The sequence below is a fragment of the Bradyrhizobium nanningense genome, assembly GCF_004114535.1.
GTDB classification, from domain to species: domain Bacteria; phylum Pseudomonadota; class Alphaproteobacteria; order Rhizobiales; family Xanthobacteraceae; genus Bradyrhizobium; species Bradyrhizobium nanningense.
In genome coordinates, this window is sequence record NZ_LBJC01000033.1 from 562,712 (window position 1) to 578,354 (window position 15,643).

Genomic DNA, 15,643 nt, shown 5'->3' on the forward strand with positions numbered 1-15,643 from the left:
ATGACCTGGTATCCGATGGCTTCCTGGCGTTGACCGCCGGTGGCTTGGTCCTGCTCTGCTCGAGCCTCGTGGCACTGGTCTTCGCCTGAGCTCCCCGCTTCTTGGCATTTTCCAACCGCGGCACCGCCGCGACGCAGCGCGCAACGCTACCGGTCTCCTTCACTTGATTGAGTGTCTGCGTTCGGAGCCTCGCCTTGAATTTCAGGATGGGTCGCGCGCCGCTCAACGGAGGCCCAGCAGGGAGCGGCGATAGAGGCCGCTGCGGGCCTCGTTCTGGCAGACGAAGCTGCCGTTGAAGCCCTGGCCGTACCGCTTCTGACCTTTGCGATAGTAGACGCCCTTCCTGAAATCGAGCCAGACCACTCTGTCGTGCGGACAATGACGCTGCGCCTGCGCCTCGTAGCGAAACGGCGTCAGCGGTGTCGCCGACACCTCCGCGGCGCCGGCGCCAATCATGATCGCGCCGGCGAGCGTCATCCCGCCGACCCATCTGCCGAAGCCGCTTCGCCTCACTCCCCGCCTCCCGATCAGCGCCGTCTATTGCCTGTCTGCTTCGAGCTGCGCGAGCGCCTGATGCAGGCACTGCTGGAGCTGCTGCGCGACCTGCTCACGCGCGACGCCTGCGCCGGCAAGATCGCCCGACACCTTGTCCAGCACCTCGTCCATCGTCCTGTCTTCCAGATGGTCCGTCACCAGCGTCGTTGCGTAGTTGTCGGCGGCATCGCCGTTCAGGCCGAGCCGGCTTGCGGCCCAGAGACCGAGCAGCTTGTTGGACCGGGCCGTGGCCCTGAACATGAGTTCCTCGTCGTGGACGAATTTGGCCTCAAAGCCCTGCTCGCGCTTGTCGAACGTGGTCATGGTCAGCTCCATTGCGCTTTCGCTGATGAGGGTCGGGACTGGCTGGAGGCGAACGTCTCCGCGGTTCACGCTGGTTCAGGTTTGCCCGAAGCTTCCTCCCGGACGGCGAATGCCGTCAAGCCATCTGGCACGTCGCACGGCACAACGAAAGCGCCCACCGGCACGAAGGCCGGTGGGCGCGTCTGGATCGGTTCAAGAGATGTCCGGGTTAGGCGAAGGTGTTCGCTCAGCCCTTGCTCGCGGAGGCTTCACGCGCGAGGCGTTCGGCTCTGAGCCGCTCCTTGTTGGCGTAAAACGCCTTCTGCGCCGCTTCATGGTCGCGCATGGCCTTTTCGGCCTCGATCCGGCGTGTCGCATCGCGCGCCTGGCGCTGCTCGGGGGTTAGGGGTTTGCGTCGGAAGGAAAGGTCTTCAGTCATGGCGAGATAACACGGGTGTGAGGAAAAAGTTCCCTCGCCTCCCCCCGTACGCGGCCTCAAACAAAATATCGAAAAACAACCCCATGCACAGTAGCTATGCTGTTGTAGAACAAAGCTTTTCTATTGGCCTTAAAAGCCCCTAGATCTCGATCTCGGCAATGACCGGCAGATGATCCGAGAAGGCTCTCGCCTCTTCATCGGTCCACACTTTCCCGATCCGGCTGTCGGATGTCGCATAGATCCGGTCAAGCCGCATCAGGGGTAGACGCGACGGGAAAGTTCGCAGCCGGGTTCGGTTTGGACAGACCTGCGCGAGCACGCGCCGTACTGATTTGACCCAAAACCAATCGTTGAAATCGCCGAGGACGACGGTCCTCGCTGGCTTGACCAGGCTCACCAGGGCCTGAGCCTGCGCATAGCGCTCATGGATGCTCAGGCCCAGATGGGTGGCGACCACGTGCACGTCGCCGACCGGCGTCAGCAGGCTGGTCGCAATGGCTCTGCGCGGCTCGCGCTCGCGATACGACACGTCGACGATCTCGGGCACACCCGAGAACGGAAAGCGGCTCAGCAGCATCTGACCGTAGTCGCCATCCTCAGTGACGATCGACTTGGCGTGAACGCGGTGATCGCCGACGACACTCGCCAGCTTCCCAAACGGATCGTCCGGCCTCGATCGCGAATCCACCTCCTGAAGCGCGACGACATCAGGAGCCCATTTGCGGACGATCGAGGAAACACCCTCCAGATCGAACTTCGGATTGAGGTTGAACGTGCCATGCACATTCCACGTCATGAAGCGCATCAGCGCCTCCCGGCAAGCCAGGTCGCGACGAATTGCGCGCCCGCGCAGATGCCGAGCCAGCCGAGGAACGCCAGCACGAGTAGCAACATGCTGCTCCAGGATGCATCGCGGGCGACATCCGCGATCTGAGCCCCAAGAACCGCCATGGCAAGGATGCCAGGCGTCATGCCCAGCACCGTACCGACGAGGAAGTCCCGCAGCGGCAGCGTGCTCGCACCCGCCACGACATTCACCACCGAGAACGGTGCGATGGGAATCATTCGGATGACGACGACAGCCAGAATACCCTTGCCGACGACGCGGCCCTGGATCCGCGCGGCACGCCGTCCAAGCAATTGCTGGAGCCGCTGTCGTCCGAGTGCCCGTCCGATCACGAATAGGACGAAGGCGCTGAGCAGGACGCCGGCGGTCGCCGTGACGAAACCCAGCCATGGCCCAAGCGCGGCGGCCGTTGCTGCAATGAGCACGAGCACCGGAAACACGACCAGGCCGCCGACGACAAAAGCCGCGATCGCGAATGGCGGCCCCCAGACGGACTGGGAATAGGCGGATAGCAAATTCGAGATGCGCCCCGTGTCGGCAAAATCGCTTAGGGATGTGTACGACCAGGCCATCGCCAGGCCAAAAAGCCCCACGGCGATCGACACGATCCCGATGATGGTCTTGGTGTTCCACATACGAGATGCCGCCCGCTCGAGGTGAAGCGGCCGCTCAGGGTCCGCCACCGGCTGAACCATCGTGGCCAGAGTGCTGGTCAAAACCGAGGACTCGACCTCCCGCAGCGCCTTCGCGCGATCAGCTCTCGATACCTCGTCCAGGAGAGCAAAAAGACGATCCTCGCCTTGCGTGACGCTCCGTTCGTCGAGGCCGCAGAAATGGGCGATCAGGCGATGGCGGACTGAAGCGACGAACTCCCGATGCTCATCGGAAGCTGCTTCAAAGATCAGGTCACATTCGCTATCGGCGCCCATCGACCGGTTGTTCAAATTGGCCGATCCGATCCGCAAGATCCGGTCATCCACGATCATGAGCTTGCTGTGTACCATCACGGCCGCTTCCGTGTCCCCATTGCGCGAGACCGGGTAGACGAAGCGGATACGATCGGCCACTCCCGGCTCGCTGAAACAGTCGATAAAGGCCCCGCGGCCGTTTTGCATGGCCTGGGATTCGAGCCACGAGGAATGCAGTTTTGGCGCGACTACCAGAACCCGAAGCGAAGGCACGCGCTGCATCTGCTCCGCCAGTTCACGCGCGATCTTGGTGGCGCTGGTAAACTGGTTCTCGATGTAAACGAAGCTCGTTGCGGAACGGATCGCCGCAATCATGGAGCGTTCGACCTCCTTGATGGTCGAACCCATGGGGCAGACGACGTCGGTCCTGGCGATGCCCACGGGGATATGCTCGGCCTCGACCACCACGTGCGAGGGCCAGCGCGTATGTCTCAGCGCGCGCCGACCATGCGTCTGTTGGCCTGCCGCGCGCCAGCGCTCCTCTGCAAGCTCGCACAGCGAGGCGGCAGCATCCCCGTCGACCAGGCATTGGACGTCATGAAACGGCGGATATGGCTTGCCCTCGGGATCGCAGCGCAACGGCTGATCGGCGCAATGCTCGCTCGTGTCCCAGCGCCTGATCGTCAGATCGAGCCCGCCGACGAACGCCAGTGAACCGTCGATGCAGACGATCTTCTGGTGCTGGGCCGAACCGAACGGAAGCGTGGAATCCAGTTCAAACCGGACGCGGCCGTCGGTGTCGGCGGTGAATTTTGCCGCGGAATTCCATTCCCGTTCGGAGGCGTAGAACGAGACGAAGTCCCAGACGAGAATGTTGATCCGCAAAGCCGGCCGGCGGTGGACGAGTGCGCGCAGGAATGGGCCAAGCTGTTCGGGCAAGCCGTCATCCGCCCGCCCCGTGGCTCCGACCAGCCTGGTCTCGCTATGGATATCCCAACCGACGATGTAGACGAGATCCTGCGCCTCGAGCAGCACCGCGCGCAGAGCCGCAAAATATGCGGCAGCATCGTTTAGAATCGCCACGCGCCGCGACTTGCACCGTCGCCAGACGGTGTCGCCGGGGATCAGGGTCGATGAACTCTGAAGCAGGTGGACCTCGCAGATTCGCCTTCGCGGTCAAACGCGCTGAACACTCAAGGGGTTCCACACTTCAGGGATGCGGTTCGTGGGCGACGGCCGGAGATAAGGCCCTCGATCAGACCGATCAGCTTCTGGCGTCGCTCCGGCACGGGGCGCGGCGCTGCACGGTGCGACACCGCAATCTCAGTTTCGTGAGACTGCAACCATCATTGAGACAGGTCAATACGAGCTGGCCCAAGCTCTGAGAATCTCACGTCGACAAGCAGATGGAGACGGCCATGTCACAGCAGAGCAGCATGCATTTCTACCTCAATTGGGCCAAGGAGCGGATCGACGAGATGGATGCCGCATTGGCCTCGTTCGAGGTCAAAGCCGGCCAGGCCAAGGCCGAGTCCAAGGTGAAGACGGATCAGCTCCTGTCCGATCTGACGAAGCGCCGTGACGAATTTCAGGCGATGCTCAAGACCCAGGCGGAAGCAGGTGAAGCCGCCTGGACCAACGCCAAGGCCGACCTGGAAAAGCAATGGGCTGGATTCGAAGCCCAGATGAAGATCTACTTCGAAGGCGCCGGCAAACAGTTCGAGCAGCAGCAGGCCACCTTCAAGGACGTCGCGGCGGCACAGGCCAAGGCCTGGCGAGAAGCGGCGGACAAATTCCGCGAGGCCGCGGGCAAAGTGGCCGCAGCCCGCACCGTCGATGTCGATGCCGCGCTCAAGCAAATGAAATCCGATGCGTCCGAAGCAGAAGCGCGGCTGCAGAAGCTGAAGCAGGCCGGCAGCGAATCCTGGTCGGTCCTCAGCGCCGCCCTCGCCGAATCCCGCAAGGCGTTCGATCAAGCGAACCAGGCTGCGTGGGACACGCTGAAGGGCGCCAATCCGAAGAGCTGAGGTTTCTGCTTCGCCGGCGTACCCGCCAAAAAGTGGATGTAGGAGCGCGTGTGCCGTCGCCTGAGAGCAGGCTCAGTTCACGCGCGTCGCGACTACGGGCAAAGGCGTCATTGACCTCTTACCTAATGCAGGACCCGCGCAGCTTCGGCGAGCCGGACCTTCTCTCTTAGCTCCTCGAGCTCCTGAAGCATTTTCAGGATATCTGGCAACGCGCGTACACGTTCAAAAATTCGGGCCTTTTGTCCCATCGCTCCACGCCTCCATCACGCTGACGGCGAGCGACATCAAGGCGTAAGCACGCAAATTTTCCCCTGCCGGGGAATGGACAATCTTAACCAAATCATGTGGGAGGATCGCGGAGCGTTAGAACGCCCGAAGCGGTCCCTTGCCGCGGATGGCGCCTCTTCCGCGACAGGCGGGCCATCGGCCTTGCCGGGCCGGCACTGGCGCAGTTTGTTTCTGAAGCGGGGATGCCAGCCAATCGAGTGTGCCCAACGCGGCCCGCGCGTTCATGCTGGCGGGCCTCGCACTCCGGCGCTCTGATCCACAATTGGAGCGGGGCTGGAGCTACCCTCGCGCTGCATAAAAATTCGCCTTGTAATCGTGCTCGGCTACTGTCGTAATGCTAAGATTGTTGAGATGTTTTTCAGTCTGCTTGTGTTGAGGTCGTGATGAGCATTTACGATCAAACTTTCGATTTCGCTGTTGCACTGCACCAACGCGTCGCATTTCTCGAATGTCGAATTACCGAATTGGACGTCCTGCGAAACCGATTGGCGCAAGCCCAGTTGCGCCGTTCGCGGTCAAGGTCAGGGCGTACAGCTTCCAATAAACTAAGGCGGCGCCGTCAGTGTAGGTAACTTTCCGCGCAACCCACCCCGAGTTGCCATTTGCCCCTCCAGCTGCAAGCTATGGGCAATTCGTGAGTCGGGGGGATTCATGGAACGGATGCCGTTTGAGAGCATGTCTCTCGAAGAGCTGTGGCGACTCCACACGGTCGTCAATGACATTCTCGCCGCGAGACTCGTGGCAAAAAAGGAAGAGCTTGAACGACGATTGGGGCTGCTCAACCCGAGAGACAAGCCCCCCAATTGATAAGATCCGCGGCCGGCCCGTCATTCGCGCTGACTAGCCCTGGGGCCTCCAGAGTTCTATCGCAACGCACTCTCGCGCGCAGCATTAAGATCCGCTTTGGTCGCAGGAATTGCTGCTGCATCAGCGGACGGTCGGCTTGGGGGCGGTTCACTAAGGTCTCGCGCCCATCGTGCGCCGGATCGAACCGTCGAGCTGGAGTTGGCGTGATCAGAGCTCACGCAAGCAGAGACAAGTAGGCCAGCAAGGCCGACCAATACCGCTCGCGTCGTCGCCTGGATGCACATGCTCGTCTAACCGAGATGCTGCCGAATCGATCCTCAGATCATAAGCCGATCTCGGAAAACTCCCGAAAATGATGCCATAGGAGCGTGGCAGGCCTTCTGGTCACCGCAACGTTGCAATCCTCAGTATGGGCCAATCAGGGGCTGTGGCTCGCTCGTTATGGCCCCATCCGCGTGAAACCATTTTCCTGCGCCGCGAAGTTGGCCTGAAACAAACGAGGGCCAGCCTCCTCTCTCCCAGCGCATGTCCCCAGAAGGGGAACTACCTCTATGATCAACCCAACGTGGACTCGCAAAGCGCGTAAGCTCGTTATCGCAAATTTGCTGATCGGTGCGGCCGCTCTGTTAGGATTGACCGCTTACGAACCAGTCTCACCTGCTGCCCTCGGTAGTGAATGGCAATGCAGCAGAGCGGCATTTGTCGTAACGATGTGTCATCACGTCACTGACGAAGTTATGACACAGAAAACGGCCGCCCTGGATTAACCGGAGCCATCCGCTCCAGCGCTGATTGTTTAAGCCCAGATTCGGCAACGCGACCGAATAGAGCGCCGGCAGCGAATCCTGGACGGTCCTCAGCGCCGACCGCGCCGAATCCCGCAAGGCGTTCGATCGAGCGATCCAGGCTGCGTGGGACAGGCTGAAGGGGGCTAATCCGAAGAGCTGAAGGTGTCGGTACGTCAAACCCGCCAATCGAAAAGAGACGGTGGAGCGCGCGTGGTCGGCCGCAAGCCAGGCCGTTGCCGACTGCCTTCAGGCCCACGTATGGTCGGGAGCTAGGGCTTTCCGCGGGCCCGCCGGTTCACGCTGGCGATGCTCGCCTTGGGCAAGCTCCAGAAGTCGGCCGATTAAACATTAAAAACAAATTAAATGAATTAAATAGTGGACGAGATTTAAATTTGGATTAGGATGCCAATGCTTGGCGCCGGACGCACGCGTCAAGGACCTCCTGGAAGCGGCTCCATCATCCCTGCCCCTGCTTATGCCGTCCAACGGATGTAGGAGCCGCTTCTTTGGCAAATTTGGAAGGCGAGTCATGCAGTTCCTGTCACTAGGTGATTTGTTTTTCATCTCCGCAGCAACGGGTACGCTCCTACTGGTTGAGATCGGAGTTTTAATCATTGTGGGCGTGATCTGAGCCGGACGTTCTCCGGTCAATTTCAATTTCCGGGCTCCCGGGCCGGCCTTTTTCATGCCTGTGATCGCAAGTTTGGGATTCCCCCTCTCGAAGTCAGACCTCACGTCGGCGCCCCGGCTGCCGCAGCCCTGGCAGACGAAGGTCTTCAGCGGCCGGCCGTCTGCATGCGTGGGTGTGTGGCGCTCTTGGCGAGGCATGTCGCGATCGGCGCCGTTCGCTGGCGAGAGTCAAATTATCGATTCTTAGTGGCTTGGAACGAGCGCGAGCTACTGCGGGTCGCAGGTGTCGATAAGTGCCGCCCTTCCCTTTCGATCGCCTGCTGGTAGCTCTCGGCCATCTCAAGCAGAGCTGCGCCGCTTGCTGCATCGGCATCTTCAGCCATCTCGCGACACAGTGCGGCCTTTTGACTCAGGAGGCTGATACGACGAGCCCGGCGCCAATTTCTAATTGTACGTCGATTGTGCGTCGAACGAATGAAACCGAGCCAAGTAATTGATTGTGTTGATCTTTTGGCGGAAGGGGTGGGATTCGAACCCACGGTACCCTTGCGGGCACGCCGGTTTTCAAGACCGGTGCCTTAAACCACTCGGCCACCCTTCCAAGTCCGGAATGGCTGTCGCTTAACGCAGTCGACCGCGTAAGGCAACGCGAAGTTGGCCCCCTCGCCTCAAGCCCATCCGCCCGCCCTCTGTCAGGCGAGCGTCAGCCTACTCCTCTAGCTTGGGCCTCAGGTTCGGCGCTGCCGCGCGCCGACGTCTCGGCAATCCCGGACACTGGCGACATCTCCCAGGGCGTCGCCGGTTGCGAGGCCCGGCAGGATTGGTCTCCATGTCCGGGCCTCGCTTTGCTGCTCGCAAAAGAAAACGGCGCCCCGTGTGGAGCGCCGCTCAAGGCCGGTTTGTTTCCGTTGGCTCAGTACCCGCACGACGCGCAGTTCATCTGCACCGGGGCGTAGTAGGAATAGCCCGGCGAGACCATCTCGACGCGCTGGCGCGTGGCGTATTGCGGGGGGATGTGCTGGTACCGCACGCTCGGCGGCGCGATCATCACCGTCTGCGGCACCATCACGGTGTGGTATTGCGCTGGCGTGCGATGCGCGACGACGGCGCCCGGCGAGACCATCACGGTCTCATCGACGGTGCGATATTGCGGCGCGACGTATTGCTGTTGATAGCAGGTCTGGCACGGCGGCGGCGCGTAGCACTTGTAGCAGCCGGCGGAGGCTGCGCCCGTCATGGACATCGCGGCGACGGCGGTCGAGAAAACAACAGCAAGAGTACGCGACATTATGTGATGCCCCAGTTGCCCGAAATGGATTTGCGAAGGTCGCAGCAATATACGTCGCAAAATCCTAGGCTGCCGAAGTTCGTCGGGGCATCCTTAATGCGAACGGCCGATCACGGCCGACCGGTAAGAACTCATTGACCACCCTCATCATCGCGCGACGTGCCGTTCAGCCGCTTGCGGTGGCCGACCTTCAGTGCCTCGCGGCTCTTTCCAAAAATTCCAGCAGCGAGGGATCTGTCTCCTCGAGTTCGACAAAACGGCGGCGAAGCTCGTCGGCGACATCTGCGGTGGCATCTCGCGACCATCCCTCCGCGGTATTGAAGGCCACGATACGTACCGGATGGAGATATTGCCCCTCCGCGAGATGTCTGAGCAGGGTCGCGCGATTGGCGTCCTCCTCGGCCGTCTCGCACCAGGCGCGGCCGAGCCGCCGGCCGAAGTCATCGAGCACGAGATAGACCTCGCGGTCTGTCGCGATTTGCGGCACGAGTGATGGAGAATGACTCATGGCTAACTCCGCTACTGGCGATCCGGACGGATCTCGAATACGGCCACCGCCTCGCCCGGATTTGGAAAAATGGATTTCAGCTATTTTTTTCTTAGGATGGCACGACCAAATAATAAATAAAATGAAAATTAATGAAATTTAAATAGCGTTATGTGGATAAATGCATTAGTCTGAAGGTGCCTGGCGGGCAAGCCCGCACGTCGGGTGCCCACTTCGCAAACGGCTCCCGCCTCCACCCCCAATAGCCCACGCCCCGGACGGCGGGGGCCGTTTCTTTGCGGATGTCCGTCGCGGCTCCACATGTCTATCCTGCAACAGCGCATCTGCGCTTGCGTGGGAGATCGGCATTCGCTCCGCAGCAATCGATCCAGCCTCGTGGCGCCGCCGATCAGGCGCCTATCTCAAGCGACGCTTGACCTCGCGCACGGCGCCGCGCGCGGCGCTGGTGGTGAGCGCGGCGTAAGCCTGCAGCGCAGTGGAGACGTTGCGTTTGCGACCCGTCGCCTGCCAGGCGGCATCGCCCTTCGCCTCTTCCTCGGCGCGTCGCTTGGCAAGCTCCTCGTCGGAGACTTGCAGCGTGATGCTGCGGCTCGGGATGTCGATGGCGATGATGTCGCCGGTGCGGACCAGGCCGATGTTGCCGCCTTCGGCGGCTTCCGGCGACAGATGGCCGATCGACAGGCCCGACGAGCCGCCGGAGAAGCGTCCGTCGGTGACGAGCGCGCAGGCTTTGCCGAGGCCCATCGATTTCAGGTAGCTGGTCGGATACAGCATCTCCTGCATGCCGGGGCCGCCGCGCGGGCCTTCATAGATAATGACCACGACCTCGCCGGCGACGACCTTGCCGCCCAGAATGCCTTCCACTGCCGCGTCCTGGCTTTCGAACACGCGCGCGGGGCCTGAGAACTTCAGGATCGAGGCGTCGACGCCGGCGGTCTTCACGATGCAGCCGTCCTGCGCAAGGTTGCCGTAGAGCACGGCAAGGCCGCCGTCCTTGCTGAAGGCATGTTCGAGATCGCGCACGACGCCCTTCTCGCGATCAGCATCGAGCTCGTCGTAACGGCGCTCCTGGCTGAAGGCGACCTGGGTCGGGATGCCGCCGGGCGAGGCGCGATAGAAGGTGCGCACCGTCTCGCTCTTGGTGCGCTTGATGTCCCAGCGCTCCAGCGCCTCGTTCATGGTCGGCGCGTGCACGGTCGAGACCGAGGTGTCGATCAGGCCGGCGCGGTCGAGCTCGCCGAGGATGCCCATGATGCCGCCGGCGCGATGGACGTCCTCGACATGTACGTCGGCGACCGAGGGCGCCACCTTGCACAGCACGGGCACGCGGCGCGAGAGGCGGTCGATGTCCTTCATGGTGAAGGCGACCTGCCCCTCATGAGCGGCGGCGAGCAGATGCAGCACGGTGTTGGTCGAGCCGCCCATCGCGATGTCCAGCGTCATGGCGTTCTCGAACGCCTTGAAATTCGCGACGTTGCGCGGCAGCACGGATGTGTCGTCCTGCTCGTAATAGCGGCGGACGAGATCGACGATGGTGTGGCCGGCCTCGACGAACAGACGCTTGCGGTCGGCATGGGTCGCGACCACCGAGCCGTTGCCGGGCAGCGCGAGGCCCAGCGCCTCGGTCAGGCAGTTCATCGAGTTGGCGGTGAACATGCCCGAGCAGGAGCCGCAGGTCGGGCACGCCGAGCGCTCGATCACCTTGACGTCGTCGTCGCTGACCTTGGAGTCCGCGGCGGCCACCATGGCGTCGATGAGGTCGACGGCCTTGGTCTTGCCGGCCAGCTTGACCTTGCCGGCTTCCATCGGGCCGCCCGAGACGAACACGGCGGGGATGTTGAGCCGTAGCGCGGCCATCAGCATGCCGGGGGTGATCTTGTCGCAGTTGGAGATGCAGACGAGGCCGTCGGCGCAGTGCGCGTTGGCCATGTACTCGACGCTGTCGGCGATCAATTCGCGCGACGGCAGGCTGTAGAGCATGCCGTCATGGCCCATGGCGATACCGTCGTCGACCGCGATGGTGTTGAACTCCTTGGCAACGCCGCCGGCCTGCTCGATCTCACGGGCGACGAGTTGGCCAAGATCCTTGAGGTGGACGTGGCCCGGCACGAACTGGGTGAAGGAGTTGACGACCGCGATGATCGGCTTGCCGAAATCGCCATCCTTCATGCCCGTCGCGCGCCAGAGGCCGCGGGCACCCGCCATGTTGCGGCCGTGGGTGGTGGTGCGGGAGCGATAGGCTGGCATGGCGGTTTCCGTCCTCGGGTTGGGCCGGGCGGGAAAATTGAAGCCGCCTCAGGCCTTTGTGGCCGGATAGCGCACGGGCCGGGCGCGCGCAACGGGAACTTGGGGCGGACAGGGCTCCCCTGCTCCCGGCGCGGGCTCTCTCACGTGCCCCGGACGCGGCGCAGCGTCTCTTCGACGGTGCGCTGCAGAGCCGGGGCCATTTGGCAGCGAGTGCTGTGGCCTCCTGGGTCCCGGCTCGCGCTTCGCGCGTCCGGGACACGAGATCCGCGCCTCCTATTGCAGCGTCGGATCGAGCCGGTCGCGCAGCCAGTCGCCGATCACGGAGACGGCCAGCGTGGTAACGACGATGGTGGCCGCGGGCGCCAGCATGATCCAGGGCGCCCGGGTCAGGTATTCGCGGCCATAGCCGACCATGTTGCCGAGGCTGGTCATCGGCGGCTGCACGCCGAGGCCGAGGAAGGACAGGCCCGATTCCATCAGGATCACCTCGGGGAAGACCAGCGTGGTCGAGACGATCAGGGTCGAGGCGATGTTGGGCAGGATGTGCCGGAGATAGATCCGGGGTGGCGTCGCGCCTAACTGGCGGACCGCGGCGGCGTAGCCTTGCGCGTTGGCGGAGATGGCAAGGCCGCGCGCGATGCGGGCATAGCGCTCCCAGCCGAACAGGCCCATCAAGCCGATCAAGAGCGGCAGCGAATTGCCGAAGAAGGCGAGCACCGCAAGGGCCATGATCAGGAAGGGCATGCTGGCCTGGAAGTCGGTCAGCATCAGCACGAGCTGCTCCACGGCCCCGCGGAAATGCGCGGCGAGGAAGCCGAGCATGGTGCCGATGATCGCCGAAATCGCGGTCGCGCCGAAGGCGATCAGCAGCGAGATGCGGATCGAGACGAGCAGACGCGACAGCACATCCCGGCCGAGCTCGTCGGTGCCGAGCCAGTGCGCGGCATTGCCGGGCGGCGCCAGCCGGTTGCGCAGATCGAGCTGGGTAAAACCGTAAGGCGCGATCTTCTCGGCGAAGGCGGCGATCACCAGCATCGCGACGATCCAGGTCATCGCCAGCGCAACCGAGACCGGAATCGCCGGCAGGCTGATGCGGCGGCGGCGGATGGCGGTATCCTTCAGCGCGGCGTCCGTCATGCATGCGCTCCCTTGGCCCGCAGGCGCGGATCGAGGAAGCCGTAGAGGAAGTCGACGATCAAATTGGACGTGACCATGGTCATCGCGACCAGCAGGAGGATGCATTGCACGACGGCAAGGTCGCGGTTGGCGACGGCGACGACCAGCAGGCGCCCTACCCCAGGCCAGGCAAACACGCTCTCGACCACCACCGCACCGGCGATCAGCGTACCCACCATGAAGCCGAGAATGGTCACGGTCGGGATCGCCGCGTTCGGCAGCGCATGTGAGGTCACCACCTTGCGCCACGGCACGCCCTTGGCCGAGGCGGTGCGGATATAGGGCTGGCCCAGCACCTCCAGCATGGCGCTGCGGGTGAAGCGCGCCAGCACGGCGGCGCCCCCTAAGCTCAACGTCGTGATCGGCAAAATGGCGTGGCGCCAGCTGTCCTGTCCGCCCGAGGGCAGCCAGCCGAGCTGCACGGCGAAGACCAGAACCAGGATCAGCGCGAGCACGAAGCTCGGCACGGTAAAGCCCGCAACCGCCGTCATCATCACGGCGCGGTCGATGGCGGAGCCCCGGTGCAGCGCGGCGTAGATGCCGGCGGGAACGCCGAGCGCGACCTTGAGGAAGAAGGCCGGCAGCGTCAGCGCCAGCGTCGCCGGAATGCGCTCCAGCACGAGCTCGATCGCGGGCCGTCCGTCGCGCATGGAGCGGCCGAGCTCGCCCTTGGCGATGGCGCGGAAATAATCGAGATACTGAAACCAGATGGGATCATCGAGGCCCCAGGCCTTGCGGAACGCGGCGAGCACCTCGGGCGGCGCCTCAGGTCCCAAAATCATCAGCGCGGGATCGCCGGAGAGGCGAAGCACCACGAAGGCGAAGGTGACGACGAGCACGATTGTCAGCGCTGCGCGTCCGAAGCGTATGGCGAGATAGCGTCCCATCACGCCGCATTCCGCGTTTGCGCGCCCGTCGCGAGGTGGCAGGCCACCTGGCGCTCGCCGCCGATGGCCGAGAGCGCCGGCACCTCGCTCGCGCAGCGCGCGATGGCGCGTGGGCAGCGCGGATGGAAGGCGCAGCCTTGGGGCCGCGCCGCCGGGTTCGGCGGATCGCCTGAAAGCACGATGCGGCCGGCGCTGCGGCGGCCAGGTGCCGGCGATGCCGAGACCAGCGCCTGCGTATAGGGGTGCTCCGGTCGCGCGAACAGATCGTCGGCGCTGCCGATCTCGACGATGCGGCCGAGATACATCACCGCGACAGTCGTGCTGATCTGCCTGACCACGCGCAGATCGTGGCTGATGAACAGCAGCGTCAGCGACAACTGCGCCTGGAGATCGCAGAGCAGGTTCACCACCTGCGCCTGGATCGAGACATCGAGCGCACTGACCGGCTCGTCGCAGACGAGGAAATCGGGCTTTGTGGCCAGCGCCCGCGCCAGCACGATACGCTGCCGCTGGCCGCCGGAGAGCGCACCGGCATAACGCGCGCCATGCGCCGGCGTGAGCTCGACCGCGCGCAGCAAGTCGCGCACACGCTCCTCGCGATCCGCGGGCGTGCCGATGCCGTGAATGTCGAGGGGCTCGCGGATTTGCGCCCCGACCGGCAAGCGCCGGTCCAGCGCGCCGAGCGGATCCTGGAAGATTATCTGCATGCGCGCCCGCTGCGCGCGCCAGGCGGCCGTCTCGGGCACGGCCATCGGCTTGCCGTCGAACCGCACCTCGCCACGATCGGGCGGCTCGAGGCCGAGCACAATCCGGCCAGTGGTCGACTTGCCCGATCCGGACTCGCCGACGAGACCCAGCGTCTGCCCCTTGGCAATCGCGAGCGACACCCCGTCGACGGCGTGCACGGCCGTAGCTCGGCCGAACATGCCGGAACGCATTGCATAGCTGCGGGAGATCGTGGACACATCGAAGAGCGGCGGGCTCATTCGGCGGCGATCCCAAGCAGCGCGCGGCGGAAGGCCTCGGCGCGGATGCAGGCCACGCGGCGGTCATTCGCGATCGGCGCCAGGCTCGGCGCGGCATGGCCACACGGCTCAGATGCCAGCGCGCAACGCGGCGCGAAGGCGCATCCACCAGGCATTTTTGCGGGATCAGGGACCGTTCCGGGAATGGCGGTGAGGCGCCGGCGGGGCCCGTCGAGCGGCGGCAGCGCGCCGATCAGGCCCTGCGCATAGGGGTGCGCGGGATCGGCGAAGAGCTGGTTGCTGGGGGCTTCCTCGACGATGCGGCCGGCATACATCACTGCGACGCGATCGCAGTTCTCGGCGACGACGCCGAGATCGTGGCTGATCAGGACCATCGCCATGCCGAACTCGCGGCGAACTGTCGAGAGCAGATCCAGAATCTGGGCCTGGATGGTGGCATCGAGCGCCGTGGTCGGCTCGTCCGCGATCAGGAGGTCCGGATTTCCGGCGAGCGCCATCGCGATCATGATGCGCTGGACCTGGCCGCCGGAAAATTCGTGCGGATAGGCTTCCAGCCGACGGCCCGCGTCGGGAATGCCGACCAGATCGAGCAGCCGCCGGGCTTCCGCCTTCACGGCATTGCCTTGGAGGTCACGATGCAGCGCCAGCGCTTCGCAGAGCTGCCTGCGGATGGTCAGCACCGGGTTGAGCGCGCTCGCCGGATCCTGGAAGATCATGGCGATGCGCCCGCCCCTGACATGGTCGAGCTCGGTGGCCGGCGCGCCGAGGATCTCGCGCCCCTCGAGCCGCACCGAGCCGGAGACCTGCGCATGCCGCGGCAAGAGTCCGAGCGCGGCGAGCCAGGTCACGGACTTGCCCGATCCGGACTCGCCGACGAGGCCGAGGGCCTCGCCCTTGCCGAGCGCGAGATCGACCCCGCGCAGCACCGGCACGCCGCCGAAGGCGACGCCGAGGCCTGCGATATTGACCAGCGGTGTCAC

General features: G+C 63.9%; 14 protein-coding genes and 1 tRNA gene. 2 read left to right on the top strand and 13 right to left on the bottom strand.

What is annotated here, in order from left to right:
- Nucleotides 1-222 precede the first annotated feature (222 nt).
- The 5 genes from XH84_RS31525 to XH84_RS31545 form a co-directional block, all read right to left on the bottom strand.
- A complete protein-coding gene (locus tag XH84_RS31525; protein ID WP_128921770.1) occupies nucleotides 223-513 on the bottom strand; it encodes a hypothetical protein in 291 nt (96 codons plus the stop codon).
- Between the two features lie 24 nt (nucleotides 514-537).
- Complete coding sequence (locus XH84_RS31530; protein WP_164936550.1) at nucleotides 538-858, bottom strand: DUF1476 domain-containing protein; 321 nt, start codon at nucleotides 856-858, stop codon at nucleotides 538-540.
- Between the two features lie 226 nt (nucleotides 859-1,084).
- Nucleotides 1,085-1,276 (bottom strand): hypothetical protein, encoded by a 192-nt coding sequence (locus tag XH84_RS31535; protein ID WP_128921768.1) that lies wholly within the window; start codon nucleotides 1,274-1,276, stop codon nucleotides 1,085-1,087.
- A gap of 139 nt (nucleotides 1,277-1,415) precedes the next feature.
- Entirely contained in the window at nucleotides 1,416-2,081 is a 666-nt protein-coding gene (locus XH84_RS31540; protein WP_128921767.1) for an endonuclease/exonuclease/phosphatase family protein, read from the bottom strand.
- Nucleotides 2,081-4,114: a VTT domain-containing protein gene (locus XH84_RS31545; RefSeq protein WP_128921766.1), complete on the bottom strand. Its 2,034-nt coding sequence runs from the start codon at nucleotides 4,112-4,114 to the stop codon at nucleotides 2,081-2,083. The genes XH84_RS31540 and XH84_RS31545 overlap by 1 nt, the downstream gene beginning before the upstream one ends.
- A 335-nt stretch (nucleotides 4,115-4,449) precedes the next feature.
- Here XH84_RS31545 and XH84_RS31550 point away from each other — a divergent pair, with 335 nt between their 5' ends.
- Both XH84_RS31550 and XH84_RS40425 read left to right on the top strand, forming a co-directional pair.
- Nucleotides 4,450-5,058, top strand: a complete 609-nt coding sequence (locus XH84_RS31550) for a sll1863 family stress response protein (RefSeq protein ID WP_128921765.1) — start codon at nucleotides 4,450-4,452, stop codon at nucleotides 5,056-5,058.
- Between the two features lie 939 nt (nucleotides 5,059-5,997).
- Nucleotides 5,998-6,153, top strand: a complete 156-nt coding sequence (locus XH84_RS40425) for a hypothetical protein (RefSeq protein ID WP_164936549.1) — start codon at nucleotides 5,998-6,000, stop codon at nucleotides 6,151-6,153.
- 1,929 nt (nucleotides 6,154-8,082) lie between these two features.
- Here XH84_RS40425 and XH84_RS31560 read toward each other — a convergent pair.
- The 8 genes from XH84_RS31560 to XH84_RS31595 form a co-directional block, all read right to left on the bottom strand.
- A tRNA-Ser gene (locus XH84_RS31560) sits at nucleotides 8,083-8,172 on the bottom strand.
- 312 nt (nucleotides 8,173-8,484) lie between these two features.
- Entirely contained in the window at nucleotides 8,485-8,808 is a 324-nt protein-coding gene (locus XH84_RS31565) for a hypothetical protein (RefSeq protein ID WP_128922012.1), read from the bottom strand.
- A 241-nt stretch (nucleotides 8,809-9,049) separates the two neighbouring features.
- The gene (locus XH84_RS31570) at nucleotides 9,050-9,367 is read right to left on the bottom strand and encodes a hypothetical protein (protein ID WP_128921763.1); all 318 of its coding nucleotides are present in this window, start codon (nucleotides 9,365-9,367) and stop codon (nucleotides 9,050-9,052) included.
- Between the two features lie 396 nt (nucleotides 9,368-9,763).
- Nucleotides 9,764-11,614, bottom strand: a complete 1,851-nt coding sequence (gene ilvD / locus XH84_RS31575) for a dihydroxy-acid dehydratase (protein WP_128921762.1) — start codon at nucleotides 11,612-11,614, stop codon at nucleotides 9,764-9,766.
- A gap of 273 nt (nucleotides 11,615-11,887) precedes the next feature.
- Complete coding sequence (locus XH84_RS31580; RefSeq protein WP_128921761.1) at nucleotides 11,888-12,751, bottom strand: ABC transporter permease; 864 nt, start codon at nucleotides 12,749-12,751, stop codon at nucleotides 11,888-11,890.
- On the bottom strand, nucleotides 12,748-13,677 hold the full coding sequence (locus XH84_RS31585; protein ID WP_164936548.1) for an ABC transporter permease: 930 nt from the start codon (nucleotides 13,675-13,677) through the stop codon (nucleotides 12,748-12,750). Before XH84_RS31585 ends, XH84_RS31580 begins: the two co-directional genes overlap by 4 nt.
- Nucleotides 13,677-14,663, bottom strand: coding sequence for an ABC transporter ATP-binding protein (locus tag XH84_RS31590; protein WP_128921759.1), 987 nt, complete (start codon nucleotides 14,661-14,663; stop codon nucleotides 13,677-13,679). The genes XH84_RS31585 and XH84_RS31590 overlap by 1 nt, the downstream gene beginning before the upstream one ends.
- Entirely contained in the window at nucleotides 14,660-15,643 is a 984-nt protein-coding gene (locus tag XH84_RS31595) for an ABC transporter ATP-binding protein (RefSeq protein ID WP_128921758.1), read from the bottom strand. The genes XH84_RS31590 and XH84_RS31595 overlap by 4 nt, the downstream gene beginning before the upstream one ends.